The 20,274-nt window shown below is 65.3% G+C and carries 14 protein-coding genes and 2 tRNA genes; 4 read left to right on the forward strand and 12 right to left on the reverse strand.

What is annotated here, in order from left to right; genetic code table 11:
• Positions 1-1,087: ABC transporter permease (locus tag B4L36_RS05815; RefSeq protein ID WP_292953738.1), on the forward strand; the 1,087-nt coding region annotated here is incomplete at its 5' end.
• Positions 1,088-1,091: 4 nt separating this feature from the next.
• Here the strand turns inward: B4L36_RS05815 and B4L36_RS05820 are convergent.
• From B4L36_RS05820 to B4L36_RS05875, 12 genes are all read right to left on the reverse strand, one after another.
• Positions 1,092-1,176 (reverse strand) — tRNA-Leu (locus B4L36_RS05820).
• A 175-nt stretch (positions 1,177-1,351) separates the two neighbouring features.
• Positions 1,352-3,403, reverse strand: a complete 2,052-nt coding sequence (locus B4L36_RS05825) for a glycosyltransferase (RefSeq protein ID WP_292953762.1) — start codon at positions 3,401-3,403, stop codon at positions 1,352-1,354.
• Positions 3,404-3,464: 61 nt separating this feature from the next.
• Positions 3,465-4,616, reverse strand: coding sequence for an NAD-dependent epimerase/dehydratase family protein (locus B4L36_RS05830; protein ID WP_292953739.1), 1,152 nt, complete (start codon positions 4,614-4,616; stop codon positions 3,465-3,467).
• Between the two features lie 10 nt (positions 4,617-4,626).
• Positions 4,627-5,739 carry a polysaccharide biosynthesis protein gene (locus B4L36_RS05835; protein ID WP_292953741.1) on the reverse strand — a complete coding sequence of 371 codons (1,113 nt, stop codon included), beginning with the start codon at positions 5,737-5,739 and terminating at the stop codon, positions 4,627-4,629.
• A 317-nt stretch (positions 5,740-6,056) separates the two neighbouring features.
• Positions 6,057-7,178, reverse strand: a complete 1,122-nt coding sequence (gene opgC, locus B4L36_RS05840) for an OpgC domain-containing protein (RefSeq protein ID WP_292953743.1) — start codon at positions 7,176-7,178, stop codon at positions 6,057-6,059.
• The gene (gene mdoH, locus B4L36_RS05845) at positions 7,175-9,265 is read right to left on the reverse strand and encodes a glucans biosynthesis glucosyltransferase MdoH (protein ID WP_292953746.1); all 2,091 of its coding nucleotides are present in this window, start codon (positions 9,263-9,265) and stop codon (positions 7,175-7,177) included. Before mdoH ends, opgC begins: the two co-directional genes overlap by 4 nt.
• Entirely contained in the window at positions 9,262-10,824 is a 1,563-nt protein-coding gene (locus B4L36_RS05850) for a glucan biosynthesis protein (RefSeq protein ID WP_292953749.1), read from the reverse strand. The genes mdoH and B4L36_RS05850 overlap by 4 nt, the downstream gene beginning before the upstream one ends.
• A gap of 143 nt (positions 10,825-10,967) precedes the next feature.
• A complete protein-coding gene (gene ptsP, locus B4L36_RS05855; RefSeq protein WP_292953765.1) occupies positions 10,968-13,214 on the reverse strand; it encodes a phosphoenolpyruvate--protein phosphotransferase in 2,247 nt (748 codons plus the stop codon).
• Positions 13,215-13,280: 66 nt separating this feature from the next.
• Positions 13,281-14,537: an aspartate kinase gene (locus B4L36_RS05860; RefSeq protein WP_292953750.1), complete on the reverse strand. Its 1,257-nt coding sequence runs from the start codon at positions 14,535-14,537 to the stop codon at positions 13,281-13,283.
• Between the two features lie 162 nt (positions 14,538-14,699).
• Positions 14,700-15,113: a DUF1178 family protein gene (locus tag B4L36_RS05865; RefSeq protein ID WP_292953752.1), complete on the reverse strand. Its 414-nt coding sequence runs from the start codon at positions 15,111-15,113 to the stop codon at positions 14,700-14,702.
• Positions 15,110-16,342: a 3-deoxy-D-manno-octulosonic acid transferase gene (locus tag B4L36_RS05870; RefSeq protein WP_292953754.1), complete on the reverse strand. Its 1,233-nt coding sequence runs from the start codon at positions 16,340-16,342 to the stop codon at positions 15,110-15,112. The genes B4L36_RS05865 and B4L36_RS05870 overlap by 4 nt, the downstream gene beginning before the upstream one ends.
• A 171-nt stretch (positions 16,343-16,513) precedes the next feature.
• Positions 16,514-16,587 (reverse strand) — tRNA-Cys (locus B4L36_RS05875).
• A 124-nt stretch (positions 16,588-16,711) separates the two neighbouring features.
• Here B4L36_RS05875 and B4L36_RS05880 point away from each other — a divergent pair.
• Genes B4L36_RS05880 through B4L36_RS05890 form a run of 3 tightly spaced genes read left to right on the forward strand, consistent with a single transcriptional unit; the run spans position 16,712 to position 20,030 of the window.
• The gene (locus B4L36_RS05880) at positions 16,712-17,365 is read left to right on the forward strand and encodes a protein-L-isoaspartate O-methyltransferase family protein (protein ID WP_292953756.1); all 654 of its coding nucleotides are present in this window, start codon (positions 16,712-16,714) and stop codon (positions 17,363-17,365) included.
• On the forward strand, positions 17,365-18,756 hold the full coding sequence (locus B4L36_RS05885; protein ID WP_292953768.1) for a TolC family outer membrane protein: 1,392 nt from the start codon (positions 17,365-17,367) through the stop codon (positions 18,754-18,756). The genes B4L36_RS05880 and B4L36_RS05885 overlap by 1 nt, the downstream gene beginning before the upstream one ends.
• Positions 18,757-18,779: 23 nt before the next feature.
• Complete coding sequence (locus tag B4L36_RS05890; protein ID WP_292953759.1) at positions 18,780-20,030, forward strand: hypothetical protein; 1,251 nt, start codon at positions 18,780-18,782, stop codon at positions 20,028-20,030.
• The last annotated feature ends 244 nt before the right edge of the window (positions 20,031-20,274 follow it).

The raw sequence follows: 20,274 nt of genomic DNA on the forward strand, positions 1-20,274 counted from the left end.
CCGGCGGCCCTCGGACTGGCTTGGCGCCCGGGTGCATCCGCTGAGCCGGTTCCTGTGGGCCCGAATGCCGCTGGCGCGGCGCGAGATGGCAACCTACACCCTTTACCGGCTGGAATGCGGTCTGCGGTCCTCGGCCGTGCTGGGTTTTGTCGGCCTGCCGACGCTGGGCTTTCAACTGGACAGCTTCTTTCGTCAGGGCAATTATGCAGCGGCGGGCGCGATCATGGCGGTCTATATCGCGCTGATCGCGACGATCCGTCTGTGGATGCGCCCGCATGCGGTCTGGGCATGGCTGATCGCGGCCGGAATCGTGCTGGTCCGTGTCGATGCGCCACCGATGGGGCAGGGCGCGCTGTGGCGGTTCCTGACCAGCGACATCGTGCCCGCGCCGCTGCGGCAGGGCGATCCGGCGGGGCTGGGACCGTGGTTGTGGGATCTGGTCGCGGGGTCGATCCTGCCGGGCCTCGCCGCAACGCTGGTGGTGGCGCAACTGGCCCTGATCCTTGCCGGGCTCGTTGCCTTTTGCGGGCAGGCGCTGATCGTGCCGCGCGTCACCGGCCGGCTCGTCGCCATTCCGGGCCATCTGTTTCTGGTCGTCCTGCGCAGCTTTCCCGAATACATGCTGGCCTATCTCTTTCTGCAGGTCTTCGGCCCTTCGATGCTGCCCGCGATCCTGGCGCTTGGCCTGCATAATGGCGCGATCATCGCCCATCTGCTGGGCCGGCAGGCCGGCGGGCTGGCCCTGCGCGCCGATGCGCCGCGCGGTCTGACCCTGTGGGGCTGGGAGATCGTGCCGCGACTTTTCGGGCAATTTGTCGCGCTCTGTCTCTACCGGTGGGAGATCATCATCCGGGAAAGTGCAATCGTCGGGATTCTGGGCGTCGCCACGCTGGGCTTTTATCTGGATGACGCGATTTCGCAATTGCGCCTTGACCGCGCCGTGCTGATCCTGCTGGCGACGGGCATGGTGACCGTCGCCATCGACGCGCTGTCGCGGTTCCTGCGCAGCGGACTGGGCGCGGGACGGCTGCGGGCGCGCGCAGCGTCCGAACGGGGCATTGCCCTGGCGGCAGAGGCGCCGGGATGATGCTTGGTGCGGGTGAAGGGACTCGAACCCCCACGCCTTGCGGCGCCAGAACCTAAATCTGGTGCGTCTACCAGTTCCGCCACACCCGCGCAAAGATTTCAGACGTGCGGGCGCCGGGCCCGGCTGTCCACCGATCCTGTTACGGCAAGATCCGCAACACGTCCGGGAAGACAGACGGAACGGTCGCGGGGTGGATATTACGCTTTTTCGGGCGCGTCAACGCGCATCGCCCGGGCGACGGCCGCGGTTTGCATCCGCCGGCCGTCATTCCGGGCCAAGCCGCGCACGAATTGCGGTTTGAAGATTCCGCATGACGCTTTCGGCTTCGACGGCGGTTCCGGCAAACATCGGCGCGCGGGGCTGTGCCTCCAGCAGCAGCCTTGCCTCGCTTTGCTGCCATGTGTGCCGTTCGCCGGATTTCCGGATGACGAGATGACCGAAAGGCGGCGCGAACAGGACCCGAAAGCCGTGGAACAGGGCGCGCCTGTAGAAATCGCGATCCTCGCCCTCTGCAAGTTCCTCGGCGAACGACAGTCTTTCGGCCGCGGCCCGGGTCACGATCAGGCTTGATCCGCTGCCGACGACATCGCGCGAACCCGCCCAGGGCTGGTAGTCCTGGGGGCAGAAATCGTACAGGATCGTGCCGCCGATCTTCTCGAAATGGACGAAGATTTCGGGCTTGCCACAGAGATCAGCCGACATTGCCTGCATGAATCGGATGGATCGCGACAGATAGTCGTCCAGATAAATGTCGTCGGCATCGAACCGGGCGATCAGATCGCCCCGCGAGGCCGCGACCCCCATATTGAGGGCCGCGGACAGCGAAGTTCCGCCCCGCAAGGACAGGATCCTGGTCCTCGAGAGGCCGGAACAGCCGGCAAGCCGATGCGACAGGCGTTTGGGATCGACGTCATCTCCGCTGCAGACGATCACCGCCTCCAGCGCGGGATAATCCTGTCTTTCAATCTGTTTCGCCAGATTTTCCTCGTCCTGGCGTCGATGGATCGGCGCAAGGATGCTGACCAGAGGTGACGGACCCTCTGAGGGCAATCCGAAATAGGCAGCGGCGGAGGCATATCGTCTGGCCAGCCGGTCCGCCTCGCGGTCGAGATCAATCGCGTCATTCAGACGACCACGCAGGGGGGGCGGCGCGGCAAGGATGTCCAGGGCGCGCGAATGCAAGTCGGGCAGCAGGTTTCGGTCCGCGCACGAGACCAGCGCGTTGTCGGCCGAAAGACTACCTTCGAGGGCCTGAAACAGCAGCAATGCGTTTCCCAGTCCCCCATCGGGGTCGATGAGGTCGAGACACGTCGCGGCTCTTGCCTGCGCGTCGCACTGATGCAGGATCGACGCCAGCAGAAACAACTGCCGGTCGGAACAGTTTCGCGGCTCGATCGCCTCGGCAACTTGCCTGGCCTCGTCGCGCCGACGGGCGGTGATCAGGGTCTGGGCGGTGTTCATGCGGATGCGAAAGCTGTGGCGGGCCGGTTCGGCGCAGCCTTGCAGAACCCGGACCCGGCCAGCCACGCCGTCCTTCAGATGCGCGATGCGGGCCAGCATCAGCACCGGGTCCGGCTGATCGGGTGCAAGACGTGCCGCCGTTCGGGCCTGGCTTTCGGCTGCCGCCAGATCCGCCTTTGCCAGCGCGATGCGCGCCTGCAACAAATGGTCTCTCGATGTCGTGAGACCCTGCGCCGCGATCCGCGACAGGTGTTCCCGTGCCGCCTCGGCGGCGCCCAGGTCGCACAGCGTCTCGGCCAGATCGCGCCTGATGACGGGGGAATCGCCGATTTCGTCAAGATAGTGCGACAGGATGCGCGCCCGCGCCTCGGCGCCGTCGCGCAGCAGCGCGATGCGCGCCAGTTGCAGCCATGGCCGCGGTCGTTCGGGCGCCAGCATCCGCGCCGCGTCCGCCGCGCGCTGCGCCCCCTCCAGATCGCCCTGACGGATCCTGCCTCGACCGATCAGCAGATGATCCTGAACATCGCCGCGTCCGCCGTCGATGATGTCCTGGGCCACCGAAACGGCGCCCGCGACATCGCCGCCTTGCCACAGCGCATCGGCCAGGTGACGGCGCAGTGGCAGATCGTCCCTGACCGCCGGCAGATGGCGATGAAGCAGGTCGGCCTTGGCCTTCGGCCCCTGACGCAACTCTGCCGCCCGCGCAAGCAGCAAGACCGCCTCGACCGACGAGGGATCGCGCCGCAATGCCAGCTGCGCCAGCGTTTCGGCGGAATCCAGACCGCCCGCCGTCAACTGCCTGCGGACACGCCGAAGCCGTTCGGCGGCGATGGCGGGGGGCGGTTCGGCATCCATCGTCACCCTGCATCCGGCTGCTGGGTTTCCGCCGGGCCGATCGTGTCGCCATCGTCGGGCATCAGCGGCGCCACTTCACCCCGCGGAAGATCCGTTCGGGCACGATCTGATCGCGATACTTCATCGTCAGGCCGATCATCCGGTCCATGATCTCGGGGGTCAGCCTGTTGGGCTGAAGACCCAGATCCAGAAGCCCGGTATGGGCGGGATTGTAGTAATGCTCCTCGGCCTCCTTGCGCGGATTGGGAAGCGATTCGATCTGCACGTTCAGCCCCAGCCTTTGCCCCGACTGCCGGACATGTTCGGCCAGATCGTTGACGCTGAACGTTTCGACGAACTGGTTGAAGATGCGCAACTCGCCCGGCTCGGCCGGGGTTTCGACGGCCAGCTTCACGCATTGCAGCGCATCCTTGAGATGCAGATATCCGCGTGTCTGCCCGCCCTTGCCATAGACGGTCAGAGGATAGCCCGCCACCGCCTGAACCATGAAACGGTTCAGGACGGTGCCGAAAACCTCGTCGTAGTTCAGGAACGAATACAGCCGGTCGTCATCGGCGCTTTCGTCGGTCGCCAGCCCATAGACCGGGCCCTGCATCAGATCCGTTACACGCAGCCCCCAGACGCGGACATAGAACCACAGCATGTCCGTATCGAGCACTTTCGTCGTGTGATAGAACGATCCGGCCGCGCGCGGGAACAGGAACCGATCCTTGCGTCCCTTGTGCTCGATATCGATCCAGCCTTCCTCGATATCGATGTTCGGCGTGCCATATTCGCCCATCGTTCCCAGCTTGATCAGATGAGCATCGGGGGTGAACTGGTTCATCGCGTGGATGATGTTGAAGGTCACGCCCAGGTTGTTGTCCAGCGTCAGCCGGGCCGCAGCCCGATCCATCATCGAATAGGGCGCCGAGGGTTGTTCGGCATAGTGGATGATCGCGTCGGGAACGAATTCCTCGAAGATCGCGGCGATGAAGGTCCAGTCGTCCAGATCGCCGATCCGGACCGCCAGCTCCTTGCCCGAGCGGTCCGCCCACAGGCGCGCCCTTTCGTGAAGGTTTGGCACATCGAACAACGCGTCGCAATCGATCTCTCGCATCAGCCGGCGTCGCAGATAATTGTCGACGGCCATCACCTGATGCCCGGCCGCGGCAAGTTTCATCGCGGTCGGCCAACCGATATAGCCGTCCCCGCCCAGGATCAAAATCCGCATCACGCTTCCTTCAGAGTGTCTCGAGTTGTGGAACCGTGCCGGCGGTGACCAGCCTTGCGACAACGCTTTCGGGAAGTACGCCATCGCGCATCAGCAGCGCCCAGATCTGATCGTCGCCGATCGCCGCCTCGCGGTCCGAGTGATAGACGATGCCGCTTGGCCGTGCCCCGATTTCGTCAAAGGCATATTTCTGCCGCCGCTGTTCAGCCGTATGACCGGCCGGCATGACGATCAGGAAATCGTCGCTTTCCAGAAGCCGGTTCGCCTCTTCGTCCGTTGAAAGCTCTTCCCACAGTTTTTCACCGGGGCGCGAACCGGTGATCTCGATACCGATCGATCGGGGATCATGCCCGTAGGCCGGTGCCAGGTGCTGTATCATGACCCGTGCCAGATCGACGATCCGCAGGACAGGCATCTTGGTGATGAATACTTCGCCGCCCCGGGCCAGGACCATGCTGCCGATCACCAGATCGGCCGATTGTTGCATGGTCATGACGAAACGCGTCATGCGCCTGTCGGTGACGCGCACGGGCCCGCCCGCGGCAATCTGCTGCGCGAACAGCGGCACCACCGAACCGCGCGATCCCAGCACGTTGCCGAAACGGGTCGAGGAAAACAGCGTCGGCGAATCCGAATGGGTGAGAAAGTTCATCGACGTGAACAGCCGCTCTCCCATCAGCTTCGATGTGCCCATGACATTGGTCGGGTTCACCGCCTTGTCGGAAGAGGTGAAGATGACCTTTTCAAGTCCCTGCATCTGCGCGACGCGGCCGACGACCTCGACACCCTCGATGTTGACCTTCACGGCCGAAAACGGGCTGCGTTCGCAAGACGGCACGTGTTTCAGCGCGGCACAGTGAAAACACAGATCCATGCCGTCGAAGGTGCGCCTCATCTCGCGTTCGTCGGTGATGTCGGCGTGGAAGAAGTCGAGCCCCGCCTTGCCCTTGCGGCCGGCAAAGTCCATTTCCATGTCGAACAGGCCGCTTTCGTTGTTGTCGATCACGCGAACATGTCCGACCGGGCTTGCGGCAAGTTTCTCCACGATCGCCCGGCCGACCGATCCGACTCCTCCGGTGACGACGATGCGCTTTCCGGCGAGTTGCGACAGATATTGCGACATTTCAGGTCGTCCTCCTCTTCGGGCGAGAAGACGCCCACCTCGTTCACCCGATGGCCTCGGAAGCTGCGTCCTCCGACCTCTTCCGGGACGGGAATTCGAAAGTCAATCTCCCGAGGTGCAACCATTGAGCGAATTTCAGCGCAAAAGTTATCGAGAAGGGGGGATGGATTTACGCCCCGTGTTGCAGCGGGCCGATGTCAGTGATCGTTTGCAGCCGGCAAGCAGGAAAGGCTGCCTGATGAAGTGGCTGGCAGCCGGGCAGTCCGGACGCATGGCTGTTCCCGCACCCGAGGGTCATTTCTGCCTGTCCCGACAGGTCAGGTTCGGCGCGGCGTCTTTCTTTTCAGCCGCGGCGCCCCAAAGCGCAGCCAGGCCACGGATACCCACCAAAGCGCCGTGATCGACCAGAGATCGACCGTCAGGCGTCGCAGGACGCCCTGACCTTCCGGGTTCAACTGGAAGGCGTCGCCGATCACCGACAGCAGAACACTGGCGACGAATGCCCAAAGCCCGCCGCGACCGATCTGCTGCATGGCGACACCCGGCACGGTCGCGGCCAGCCACGCCATGGGCCGGGCCAGGGGCACCGCGACCAGCCAGGTCGCGGCGAGAATCGCCAGATAGCGTGTGCCGTCCAGGTCCCATTTGTTGATTTCGCCATAGATCAGCTTCAGCGCGTCGCGGAATTCTTTCGCGGGCTCGCCGATCTTGGCCCCGATCACGATCGCGGTGCCGAACAGGAACATGCCCGCTGCAAGGATCGTCAGAAGCCGCCGATGCGGCATCAGCGTCCGCATGATCCGATCGCGGAACAGCGCCATCGCGATGCCCGAATAGAACAGCATCTGCCAGCCGAACGGGTTGAAAAGCAGGCCCGCGCGGCTGTGGTTCGGGATGATCTGGTTGAGCAGCGGCGCGAACCACCACAGGACCAGCGATCCGATCGCGAAGCTGATGGGCCAGCGCCGCAGCAGCGGCACCAGCAGCGGCGCCGAAACGATCAGGATGACGTACAGCGCCAGCACGTCCAGAAGGTTTGGCTGCAACCACATCGTCGCCAGCACGCCGGAATAGCCCAGCGGGTTCTCGACCACCCATTCGGCATACTGGTTCCAGACCGCGGTATGGGACATGTCCAGCGCCAGCAGCCCGGCCGAAACCAGCGCCATGATCACCCCGCCCAGAACCAGCGCCCGCCAGACCTCGAACGAGCGCCGTGCAAAGCGCCATTGGGCGCTGCGCAATCCGTCCCGCTCCTCGACCGAATGCCAGACCAGGCCGACCAGAAAGCCCGACAGCAGGACGAACAGTTCTGCTGCGTCGAAGACCGAGAAATTGGCAAGCGTGAACCGCCGCAGGATCGAGATTGGCATATGGTCGATCATGATGCAGATCAGCGCGTAACCGCGCAGCATGTCGAGAACGATCAGGCGGTTCATTCAGGCAGCGCGCTCCATCGCCGCAACAGCGCGGCATCGGATATCAACGCTTCGGTTTCTTCCGGGTTCAGAAGATCAAGCGCCTGTTCGCGGCCCGCGGCATTGGCGATCTTTGCCCCGGCGGTGATCTGCGGCAGCCGCTCGGCCACAGGGCGGTCGGGCAGCGAAGTCAGCATGGCCAGGTGATGCGCCATACGGTCGGGATGCTGTGCCAGTTGCATGATCGCCGCACGGCCGGGCAGGGGGCGCGGCAGGGCGCGGATCGCCGCGCTGGCCTCGGTCAGGATCGGGGGATAATCGCGTTCCTCGGGTGTGACCAGCAGGCCGTTCATCCGTGCCCAGCGGCCGAAGACCGGGCTTGCCGACAGCCGGGATGTCAGCGGCGACAGGATCAGGCCGGCAAGAATCGGCGACAGCCAGATCAGTTGCGTCGGCGAGAACTGCGCCAGCACCAGCAGCGTGGCGACGCCCAGCAGCACGTGAATCCAGTGCCGCGCGATCACAACCTCCCAGCCGGGCATCGAGCCGGCCCGTTCTTGTGCGTTCCAGCCGCTGTCGCGGCCGCGCAGGATTTCGAAGATCTGGCGGGTCTGGATCAGCATCTGGACCGGCGCGATCAGGGCCGATAGCAGGATCTCGAACAGCGCGCTGGCAAAGATGCGGACCGGTCCGCCGGAATTGCGCGCCAGCGGCCGCGACCAGGCGCGCAAGGTCGCGATCAGTCTGGGCAGCAGCAGCAGCGCCATCGCCGCGATGAACAGATACAGCATCCGGCGGGCATCGAAGACCGGCCAGTCCGGAAAAAGCTGATAGGCGTTCGGGAAATATTCGGGCGTGGACAGCAGCACCGTGGCCGACAGGACCAGACCGACCAGCAGCAGCGCCAGCCAGATCGGGCTCATCAGGAAACCCAGGATGCCTATGGCGAAATGCACCAGGCTGATGGCCCGGGCGCCCTTGATCCCGAAGAGGCGCGCATGTTGCAGATTGCCCTGCGCCCAGCGGCGTTCGCGCGCGGCCATGTCCAGCAGCGTCGGCGGGCAACCCTCGTAGCTGCCGCGCAGGTCATGGTCCAGCCGCACCTTCCAGCCGGCGCGGCACAGGGCGGCAGCCTCGACGAAATCGTGGCTGAGAATGGTGCCGCCAAAGGGCGGTTTGCCCGACAGGCGCGGCAAGCCGCAGGCTTGGGCAAAGGCCGCCACCCGGATGATCGCGTTGTGGCCCCAGTAATTGCCCGTATCGCCCGACCAGGCCGAAACGCCGCGCGCGATCATCGGGCCATAGACCCGGCCGGCGAACTGGGTCAGCCGGGCAAAGATGGTCTCGCCGCCGACCAGGATCGGCATGGTCTGGATCAGGCCCAGATCGGGATCGGCATTCATGCGCGCGGACAGATCGCGAATGGTTTCTGCGGACAGCACGCTGTCTGCATCCAGCACCACCATCTGATCGTAGCGCCCGCCCCAGCGGCGGATGAATTCGGCCAGGTTGCCGGATTTGCGATCCTCGTTCGTTTCGCGCCGGCGATACCAGATCGGCACCGGCGAGGCGTCGCGGGCAGCCGCGACGATCAGGCTTTCGTTGACCGCAACGGCAGGATCGCGGCTGTCGGACAGAACGAAGATTTCGGCTCGGTTCGCGATGCCGGTCTGCTCCAGCCCCTTGGCCAGGGCTGTCAGCAGGCCCAGGCTTTGGGCGGCATTCTCGTGATAGACGGGCATCACCACGACGATGCGGGCATCATTGGGGCCGTCTGGCGTCGTCAGCCGGGGCGCGAACAGCCCCGCCAGCAGACCGCAGAAGGAAAATCCGACCCAGGCGAAGGTGGGCACGAACAATGCCAAAAGCGCAAGCTGCATCGGCGTCGGCTTGTCGCCGAAGGCCTCCAGCATCTGCATGAAGCCGATGACGGCGATCGCGGCGGTTCCGCCGAAGGTGATCAGCCGGGCCAGCCAGACCCGCGCGGATTCGGTTCGGCGCAGCCGCCGAGTTGCGGGCAGGGTCCGAAAGTCCTGCACCGGCATGGCGATCGGCGATTCGGGTGGAACCGGGCCGCCAGCCTCGGCAGAGGACGGCGCCGCAATCATGCCGACCAGCGCGCCAGCCAGGATTCGCTGAGGGCGACCCCCTGCTTGTCGGTCAGAAGCGCCTGCAGGTCGGCCACGGTGGCGTCGCCCGGCTCGAATTCGAAGGCCAGCCGCAGGACGCCCTGATCGGCAAGCGTCTTCAGGTAGGCATGGACGATCGTCCCGGCCGATGTCGTGACCTTCGATTCCGGCATCTCGCCGCCGAACAGGGACAGGTCGAAATCGACCACGAAGCTGCGCAGATCCTTGTTGTTGATGGATTGTCCGGAACGGACCTGGCGCACCTTGGCCAGCGGCATGTCGTTCGGCGGCAGCGGCGCGAAACTGAGACGATAGCGGAAATCGTGCCGCTTGCCGCGCGCCAGCGGATCCTTGGGCAGCCAGTAGGTGACGATATTGTCGTTGAACTCGTTTTCGACCGGGATTTCGATCAGGCGGACCTCGCCCTCGCCCCAGTCGCTTTCGGGCTGGATCCAGGCCGAGGGGCGCTGGTTATACATCGCCTCGGCGTCCTGATAATCGCCGAAGTCGCGGTTGCGCTGGATCAGGCCGAAGCCGCGCGGAGACTTGTCCACGAAGGACGAAATCTGCAGGTTCTTGTGCGAGGCAAGGCTGCGCCACAATGCCTGGCCGGCGCCGGTATGCATCTGCAAGCCGTCGCTGTCATGCACGGCGGGGCGGTAATCGTCCACCGCGCGCCGGCTGGCCGGGCTGAACCAGAACATCGAAGTCAACGGCGCGATGCCGGTATTTTGCAGATCGACGCGCGGAAACAGCGCAAGCCGCGTCCGAACCATCGTCACCGCGCCGGGATTGATGTCGAACTGATAGGCGCCCGTCACCGACTTGCTGTCCAGAAGCGCGTGAATGCGCACCCATTCGGATCCCTCCGAGGGGCGGTGGATCCAGAAATCGGTGAACAGCGGAAATTCTTCGCCATCCGGGCTGCCGGTCTTGATCGCCAGACCCCGCGCCGACAGGCCATAGAGGGTGCCGCGCGCGACGGCGCGAAAATAGCTTGCGCCCTGGAAAACCGCGAATTCGTCCATCACGTCGGGCCGGTTCAGCCGCGTGCGAAGCCGGAAACCCGACCATCCCATGTCGCCGATATCGTCCAGGTTCGCGCCGTCGGGAAACTGGGCCGGATCGAAATCCAGCAGGCGCGGATCGAATTCGAACTTCTGCGGAACTCCGTCGCGCACGATGTTGATGCCGATCGGCTCATAAAAGATCGCGCCTGGCGGCAGCAGGTCCATGCCGAACTGGTTCTGATCGCTCAGCGGATCGGCGTCGCGCCGGAACCTTATACCGCGATACTGGTCATAATTCAGGTCCGCGAAGCTGCCCACCAGTTTCGCCACCGGCTGCTCATGAACGGCTTCGGCCCGTTTGGCGGCGATCGCGGCCACGTCTTCGAAACCGAAATCCGTCCTTGCGCCTTCGGGCGGCGTGTCGATCGTCGATTCGTCAGAACTCGATTGTGCCTGGGCCGGCGTCGCGGCAAAGACGCTGCCGGCTGCCAGCGCCGTGGCGGCATTGAGGAAATTTCGTCGCTTCATCTTTGGAGGCAGTTCGCAAGAGCCGGTTCAGTATAGGGACTGCGCCGCAGCGCAACAAGTCGCGTCGGTCGCCGGAAAAGCGACCCTGAGTTGTGTGTGGCGTCGCCCGATCGCGCCCAGGGGTGATTCGGGCGATTTTCCGCCTATTGTCGGGCCAGCCATTCGGTCACCGGCCGGCGCAGGTTGTGCATTCCCGATGCCTCGGCCTCGTCGATGACCTGCCGAAGATCGGCGATCGAGACGCGACGGATCAGATGCTTGACCGGGCCGATCGAGGCCGGACGCATCGACAGGCGTCGGATGCCCAGGGCCGCAAAGGTCAATGCCTCGATCGGGCGGCCGGCATCCTCGCCGCAGAAGGACAGCGGCACGCGCGCCTCTTCGCAGCGCAGCACGATCTGGCGCAGCAATGCGAGAAAGGGCACGTTCAGCGTGTCATATCGGCGTCGGACGCGTTCGTTTTCGCGGTCGGCCGCGTAGAAGAACTGCTTCAGGTCGTTGCCGCCGATCGAGACGAAGTCGCACATCTCGAAGAACTTTTTCGGAGCGAAGGCCAGCGAGGGCGTCTCGAGCATCGCGCCCACGCGAATGTCGGTCGGCAGGTCACGGCCCACCCGCTGTTCTCGCGACATTTCCTGCATGAGGATGCGATAGGCGTCCTCGTATTCGCTGATATCGGCGATGAAGGGGAACATGACGTGCAAGGGGCGTCCGGCGGCCGCCCGGATCAGCGCCTGAAGCTGCATCCGCAGAATGCCGCGCTTGTCCAGGCCGACACGGATCGCGCGCCAGCCCATCGCCGGGTTGGGCTCGTCCTGGGGCTTCATGTAGGGCAGCACCTTGTCCGACCCGATGTCCAGCGTCCGGAACATCACCTGCTTGCCCTTGGCGTTGTCCATGACCCGGCGATACAATTCGGCCAGTTCTCCCCGTCGCGGGACGTGGTTGCGGATCAGGAACTGCAATTCGGTCCGGAACAGGCCCACGCCCTCGGCCCCCGACCCTTCCAGCGAGGGCAGGTCGGCCATCAGGCCCGCATTCATGTAAAGCTGGATCGTGGTGCCGCAACTGCCGGTCGCGGGAAGCCGGCGCAGGCTGGCATAGCGGTTCTGAGCCTCGGCCTGCATCGCCATCTTGTCGCGAAAGGCCAGCGCCACCGTGTCCTCGGGGCGCAGATGGACAATGCCCTGATCGCCATCGACGAGGATCGGATCGCCATTCAGCGCCTCGGTCGTGATGCGGGCGGCGTGGATGACCAGCGGAATCGCCAGCGCCCGCGCCACGATCGCCGCGTGAGAGCCGACCGATCCTTCCTCCAGCACCACGCCCTTCAGCCGCCGTCCGTATTCCAGCAATTCGGCGGGGCCGATATTGCGGGCGATCAGGATCGGATCCGCGGGCATCTCGGCGCCTGTATCGACGCCCTGTCCGGTCAGGATCCGCAACAGCCGGTTGGACAGGTCGTCCAGATCATGCAGGCGGTCGCGAAGATAGGGATCGGCCGACATTTCCAGCCGTGCACGGGCAGCGGATTGTTCCTTCTCGACCGCCGCTTCGGCGGAAAGGCCCAGTTGGATGTCTTCTTCCATCCGCTTCAGCCAGGACCGCGAATGGGCGAACATGCGATAGGTTTCCAAAACGGCCGTGTGATCGCCATCGGCCCCCATGTCGGCGGCGGCGACCATCGAATCGACCCGTTCCCGCAGCCGTTCCACGCCCTCGTGCAGCCGCGCCCTTTCGGTTTCGGGATCGTCGCCGACGGGGTTGGCGATGACCACGCGCGGCTCGTGCAGCCAGACATGACCCTCGGCCGCGCCTTCCTGTCCGGTGGTGCCGCGCAGCATCAGCGGAAAGCGGTGGGCCTGCGGCAGGCTGTTGGCCTGGGTGCCCTGGAAGGCGCCCAGTTCGGTCATTTCCGCCAGCACCATTGCCACCACTTCCAGGCCGTAGACCTCGTCATCGCTGAACAGGCGGGCATCGCGCGACTGCACGACCAGAACGCCCAGTTTCTCGCCCACGCGCTGGATCGGCACGCCGAGAAAGCTGGGAAAGACCTCTTCGCCGGTTTCGGGCATGAAGCGGAATCCGGGCATCGCGGGCGCGTCGGCGGTGTTCATGTAGCGGCCGGTCCGTGCGACGCGCCCGACCAGGCCTTCGCCCAGCCTCAGCCTGGTCTGGTGAACGGCCTCGGCGCGCAGACCTTCGGTGGCGCAAAGCTCCAGCGTCTCGGGGTCGCGAAACAGATAGATCGAGCACACATCGGTGCCCATCGAATCGGCAATGTTGTGGGTGATCTGGTCAAGCCTGTCCTGACCGTCGCCGGCGGCGGCCAGAATTTCCTTCAGCCGCCGCAGCAGCTTGCGCGAATCACTGTCCTTGCGGTCCTGCAATGCCTTCCCGCCTTCCGTCGTCGCGTCCGGCCCGAGGGCCTGTCGGTTCGGGATCACCCGAGGGGATCAGGCCGCTTCGAGGCCGAAGGCATCATGCAGCGCCTGAACGGCCAGTTCCATATATTTGCGGTCGATCAGAACGGAAATCTTGATTTCGCTGGTGGCGATGACCTTGATGTTGATGTTTTCCTCGGCAAGGGCCTTGAACATCCGGGCTGCGACGCCGGCATGGCTGCGCATCCCGATGCCCACCACGCTGACCTTGGCGACCTCGGTATCGACGATCAATTCGTCATACGAAACCGTGCCCGCGGCGCGGGCCTGTTCCATGGCGCGCTTGGCGCGATCCACCTGATTGATCGGCACCGAGAAGGTCATGTCCGTGACCGAGCCCTGGTGATGTTCGAAATTCTTCTCGGAGATGTTCTGCACGATCATGTCCACGTTCACGCCCGCATCCGCCAGGGGCGCGAAGATGCCGGCGGAAATGCCGGGACGGTCCTCGACCGTGACAAGGGTGATCTTGGCTTCCTCGCGGGAATAGGCGACGCCATTGACGACTTTCGATTCCATGATTTCTCCCTCATCGCAGACCAGCGTGCCCGAATCTTCGGTCGTGTCCTCGAACGAGGATAACACGCGCAGCCGCACCTTGTAGCGCATCGCCAGCTCGACCGAGCGGGTCTGCAGCACCTTCGCGCCAAGACTGGCCAGTTCCAGCATCTCCTCGAACGCGATCCTGTCCAGCTTGCGCGCTTTCGAGGTGATGCGCGGGTCGGTCGTGTAGATGCCATCGACATCGGTATAGATGTCGCAGCGTTCGGCGTCGAAGGCGGCCGCGAAGGCCACGGCGGTCGTGTCCGATCCGCCCCGGCCCAGCGTGGTGATCCGGCCATCGGGCGCCAGACCCTGGAAACCCGCGACCACCGCGACCCGGAAGCCTTCGGCGAACTTCTGATCCAGATTGCCGCGCGGGATATCGACGAAACGCGCCGCGGAATGTTGCGCGGTGGTGTTGATCGGCACCTGCCAGCCCTGCCAGCTGCGCGCCGGAACGCCCATTTCCTGAAGCGTCAGCGCCATCAATCCGGCGGTGACGTTCTCGCCCGAACTGACCACGGCATCATATTCGCGCGCATCAAACAGCGGCGAGGTCTTCTCGACCCAGCCGACCAGCTCGTTGGTCTTGCCGGACATGGCGCTGACGATGACGATGACGTCATGGCCGCGCTCGACCTCGCGCTGCACCTTCGCGGCGGCATTCCTGATCCGGTCCAGATCGGCGACCGAGGTGCCGCCGAATTTCATCACCAGAAGCGGCATCGCGGGCCTCCAGCCAAGGGTTTCTTTCGGCGCGGCTTGTATGGGCGGGGGGATGAAACCGCAAGAGGCAAGGCGGGTGACGGGGGCGGCAGGGGGCGCTGCCCCCTCGTCGCGTTCCGCGACGACCCCCGAGGTATTTTCCAAGAGTGCGAAGGTGCCGTTTCAGTTGGATTTCTGGCGCGGAAGGAAAGGCAGCGGCGCGATCGGAACTCCGTCCTCGATCAGCTTTTTCGCCTCGTCCGGGCGCGCCTCGCCGTGGATGGCGCGGCCCGGACTGCGGCCTTCATGCATGGCGCGCGCCTCGTCGGCGAATTTCAGTCCGACATAATCGGAATTCTTCTCGACATGGCGGCGCAGTCGGTCCAATGCGGCCTGGGCCGGATTGACGGGCGCGGACAGGGGTCTGGCCGTCTTTGCCGCCACCGAGGGGCTCATCAGGGTCTTTTCAACGCTGGTCGATCCGCATTGCGCGCAGGACAGCCGCGCCGAGTCGCGCATCGTCTCGAACGCATCGGACGAACGAAACCAGCCATCGAAATCATGGCCCTGGTCGCAGCGCAGGCTGTAGCGGATCATCGCGGCTCCGTCTTGCTCATGCGGGCTATATCGTGATCCGCGCGGTCCTGCGCAAGATTGGCGAGCCTGTCGATCAGCGCCGACGGGTCGCGCGCCTCCGCCTCCAGCACTCCGCGTGCGGCCCGGCCCAGAGCGCGGGCACGGGCGCCATCGCCCGCCAGGCCGATGATCTGCGCCGGAAGTGACGTGCTGGTCACCGCCAGTGCCGCGTCCTGAGCATGAAGCGCGCCATAGCTTTCGGTGAAATTCGCGACATGCGGGCCATGCAGAATGGCGCAGCGATGGGCCGCCGGTTCCCAGGGCGTGTGGCCGCCACGATCGGCCAGCGACCCGCCGACGATGCAGATTCCCGCCTGGTCATACCAGCGCGGCATCTCGCCCAACGTGTCGGCCAGCAGCAGCGGCGCTGTCGCGGCGCCCCGCGAAACGCGGGCGACGGGCAGGCCGCGGGCGGCGATCAGCGCCGCGACCTCGTCGCCGCGCCGGGGGTGACGGATGGCCAGGATCAGGCGAAGGTCGGGATGCGCGCGGCGGGCTGCAATCCAGGCGTCGAGGATCGTGGCCTCCTCGCCCTCGTGGGTCGAGGCGGCAAGGATGGTCCGGTCGCGCCGCCGGTTGTCGGGGGGCGGGGTGATCCGCGCCGGTGCCAGCAATTTCAGGTCGAGGCGCGGCAACAGGCACGCGGGGTCGAGCCCCAGGTCGCACAGCCGCGTCTCGCTGGCCGCGTCCTGCGCCGAAAGCGCGGCAAGGCGGGTCAGCATCGGACCAATGATGCCGGGCAGCCGCCGCCATGTCGCCGCCGAACGGGCCGACATCCGTGCGCCGATCATGGCCTGCGCGATCCCCCGTTGCGCCAGCATCCGCGACCGAAGCGGCCAGAATTCGTTTTCCAGCGTCACCAGCAGACCCGGCCGCGCCGCGTCTAGGAAACGCGACAGCGCCGCGGGCGAATCCAGCGGAGCCAGCCGGGCGGAAAGGCCCCAGCCTGCCGCAAGATCCCGGCCGGTTTCGGTATTGGCGGTGACAAGCACCGGCAGGCGCCGGGCCAGTTCCAGGATGATCTCCTGTCCGGACTGCAACTCGCCCACCGAGGCGCCGTGGAACCAGATCCGGCAGCGGGCGGGCGGGGCGCCGATCGCCAGCCGCTGCCGCAAGTCGGCCTGGCCGCCCAACGCGACCCGCAGCCGCAAGGCGGCTTCGACAAGGCGGGTCGTGGCGGCATAGATCATCGGCTTCGTCTCGCGGCGGTTCTCGCGGCCGGTCGCAGTCGGAATGCCGCCATTCCCTCCTAGGCGGCAGGCGGGCGCAAGTAAATGTGCCCCACCCCGGACCGGAAGGTGCAGAAAGGGCCCGGCCACCCTTGCCGGGCGGGAATGCTGCGCGTCGATCAGGGGACTTTCTGGAGGTGGGTACCGGAATCGAACCGGTCTTCACGGATTTGCAATCCGGTGCGTAACCACTCCGCCAACCCACCGATCTTCAGAGTGCGAATGATTTAGTGGATCGGCGCTGACGGCGCAAGACGGGAATGAGCGGCGTTGCCCGCATCCCGGAATCGTGGCAGTAAGCAGACAAAGCAGGTCGCATAAGGGCCCGACATGACCGATTTCGCCGCGCGCCGCACCATGATGGTGGATACCCAGGTTCGTCCCAACGATGTCACGAAATTCCCGGTGATCGAAGCGATGCTGGCTGTTCCCCGCGAGGAATTCGTTCCCGCCGGCCGCCGCGCCGTGGCCTATTCCGGCGAGAATCTGGATATCGGACGCGGCCGTGTCCTGCTGGAGCCGCGGACACTGGCCAAGATGGTGGACGCGCTGGACATCCAGCCGGATGACCTGATTCTGGATCTGGGGTGTGGATATGGGTATTCCGCGGCCGTGATGGCGCGCATGGCCGAGGCGGTCGTCGCCATCGAGGACGACGCCGACATGGCCGCCGAGGCCGAACGCCGGCTGGCCGAGGCCGATGTCTTCAACGTCGCCGTGCTCGAGGGACCGCTATCCGAAGGCGCAGCGCGTCAAGGGCCCTATGACGCCATCCTGATCGAGGGCGCGGTCCAGCAGGTTCCGGCCGCCATTGAAGACCAGTTGAAGGAAGGCGGCCGCATCGCGGCTCTGTTCGACGAGGGACGGCTGGGCGTTGTCCGCATCGGCCATCGCCTGAACGACCGCGTGAACTGGCGCTATGCCTTCAACGCCCATGCCCCGCTCTTGCCGGGCTTTACCCGCGAACGGAGGTTCAGCCTGTGATCTTTCGCACCTGTTTTCGCGCGCTTGTCCTGTCATCGATCCTGGGCGGCGCGATCGCCCTTCCCGCGCGCGCCCAGTCCCTGGCCGACACGATGGTTGCGGCCTATCGCGATTCGGCGCTGATGGATCAGAACCGGGCCGTGCTGCGGGCGGCGGACGAGGATGTCGCCAGCGCGATCGCCCAGCTTCGCCCCGTGGTCCAGTGGATCGCCAGCCATGACGTGCAGCAAAGCGAGGGCGGGCTGACGACGCGATCGACCTCGTTGCAGATCGGGGCTGAAATGACGCTCTACGACTGGGGCAGATCGCAGCTTGCCATCGATTCCGCCAAGGAACAGGTAATGGCCACGCGGCAGGCGCTGGTGAATGTCGAACAGAACGTTCTGCTTGATGCCACAGCCTCCTTTTTCGAGGTTCGCCGCGCCACCGAGCAGGTGGCCTTGCAGCAGAATTCGGTCGGGGTTCTGTCGCGCGAAAGGCAGGCCGCGCAGGATCGCTTTGACGTGGGCGAGATCACCGTGACCGATGTGGCCCTGGCCGATGCGCAACTGGCCGCGACCCAGGCGGCGCTGGCCTCCGCGCAGGGTCAACTTGAAATCGCGCGCGAAGGCTATCTGGCGGCGACCGGGCGGAAACCCACCGGCCTGAGCGCGCCGCCGCCGCTGCCCAAACTGCCGGCATCGGTCAATGCCGCGCGGGCCATTGCGCAGAAGAACCATCCGGCGATCCTTCAGGCCCAGCGTCAGGCCGCCGCCGCCGAACTGGGCGTGGCGGCCGCCGCGGCCGAACGCAATCCCACCTTGTCGGGCAATCTCGGCGTGGGCGTGACCCGCAGTCCCAGCACGTTTTCCGGCGTCTACGACAATCGTGCCACTGCCTCTGTTGGGGTGCAATTGAACCAGACGATCTATTCCGGCGGCCGCCTGCCATCGGCACAGCGCAAGGCGATGGCCGCGCGCGACCAGGCGCGGGCGGCGCTGCTGAACACATCGCGGCAGATCAGCCAGCAGGTCGGCGAAGCCTGGGCCAATATCCAGGTGGCGCGGGCGCAGATCGGTGCCATCGACCAGCAGATCACCGCCGCGCAGCAAGCCTATGAAGGTGTGCGCGAAGAGGCGCTGCTGGGTGCGCGGACGACGCTGGACGTGCTGGATTCGGAACAATCCCTGCTGCAGGCGCGGGCCGACAAGATCACCGCCGAATCCAATCTGCAATTAGCACATTATCAACTTTTGGCTGCTATGGGTCTGTTGACGGTAGAAAACCTGAAACTTGGGATTCCGACCTATGACCCATCACAATACTACAATGCCGTGCGTGATGCGCCCTATACCAGCAAGCAGGGCGAAAGCCTTGATCGCGTCCTGCGCGCCATCGGCCGCAAGCAATGACGCCCGCGCCATGGGGGTGACCCATGGCTGAGCGACAGATCCAGTCCGCAGCGCGGCTGTCCGAGGATATCGGCGATGTGCTGACCGCCATCCGCCGCCTGATCGCGGAGGATGAAGCTTTGTCCGCCGCACGGGATCGCCTGATCGACGATCGAGAAACCGCGTCTCGTGTCATCGACGAGGATTCGGCCGAATTTCTGGCACGACGTCACGGTGGAAACGCCGCTCTTGCCCGACAACTGGCGCGGTCGCGTTTCGGCGACGCGGCGGTCGAGCCCGAGGCGGAGGGTTGGCCGCTGGGTCAGGCCGCGAATGGCGCCGATGCCGCCCGGCCCAGGCCGATCATGCCGGAAACGCCCCCCGAGCCGCCGCAAAGGCCCGATGAAGCCGGTCGCGTTGTTCGCCACGCCGATACCGAGGCTGTGGCGGAATTGCCGGGCAGCGAACTTGCGTGCCACATGTCCGCAACAACCCCGCAGCCCGAGGGCTCGTTCTCGGGACGAATCGGAGCGTCGTTTTCCGCGCCCTCGCCACATCAGCCGGTTCCGCCCGCGCCTCGGCCGCTTCGTCTGGACGTGGCCCGCCGGGTCAATTCGGGTCCGCTGCGTGACTTGCCTAGAGACCGGAACGCCGGGATTGATGCGAAATCGGCTTCGGATGAGGATCCTTTGCCGGACCTGCGCCGGGGCAGTGATGCGGCCGGGCCGACCCCTCTGCACGATTTCGAGGCCATGATGGAGGAAGACGCCTTCGCCGAAGCCTTTGACTGGAAGGCCCGGATGCGCCCCGAACCGGCGGATGGGGGCGCGATGAACGACTCGGCGCCGATCGCGGTAAAATCCCTGCCAGAACGGAAGTCCGCGGCAGAGACTGCCGAAAGCAGCCAGCCACGATCTGCGTCCGATCCGGTCCCGGAACTGGCAGCCAGCGAACCCGTTCCGGAGGCGAGAATCGCGCCGCTTGCCGCCGCCGCGGGGGCCTGCGAGGTCTGGCATCGCCCGACCGCTGAAATCGCATCGATCCCGACCGGGTCGGCGGCGCAGGAAACAGCCGTTTCTCCGGTTCCTGCCGAGGCGCCGGTCGCGGCAGCCAATGAACCCGCCAGCCCGCAACATCAGCCTGAAGTGGAAGAGCAGGGCATCCGCGATCTGCTGCGCGAGATGATCCAGGAGGAATTGCAGGGCGAGATGGGTCAGCGCTTTTCACGCAACCTGCGCGCCGTGATCCGCCGCGAGATCGCGGCCGCCATGGACGATCAGCTGGACCGGATCTGATCGGAGCCGAGGATTCATCGAAAAGGCCGCGCATTCACCGAATCGCGCGGCCTTCTTGTTTTCGTCACTCCGGATTCACCCCGCTCGCGCGGCTTTCAACGCCTTGGTCCACCAGACAAGATCTTCAAGCGTCGCTTTCAGGGACGCCGCCAGATGATCCTCGATCTCGCTCATCGGTGCATCCTCGCCCATGGGAGAAACCTTGAGGAAATCGCCGCCGCCGATATGGACCGCATTGCGCAGC

The organism is Paracoccus sp. UBA889, assembly GCA_002294185.1.
Taxonomy (GTDB): Bacteria; Pseudomonadota; Alphaproteobacteria; order Rhodobacterales; family Rhodobacteraceae; genus Paracoccus.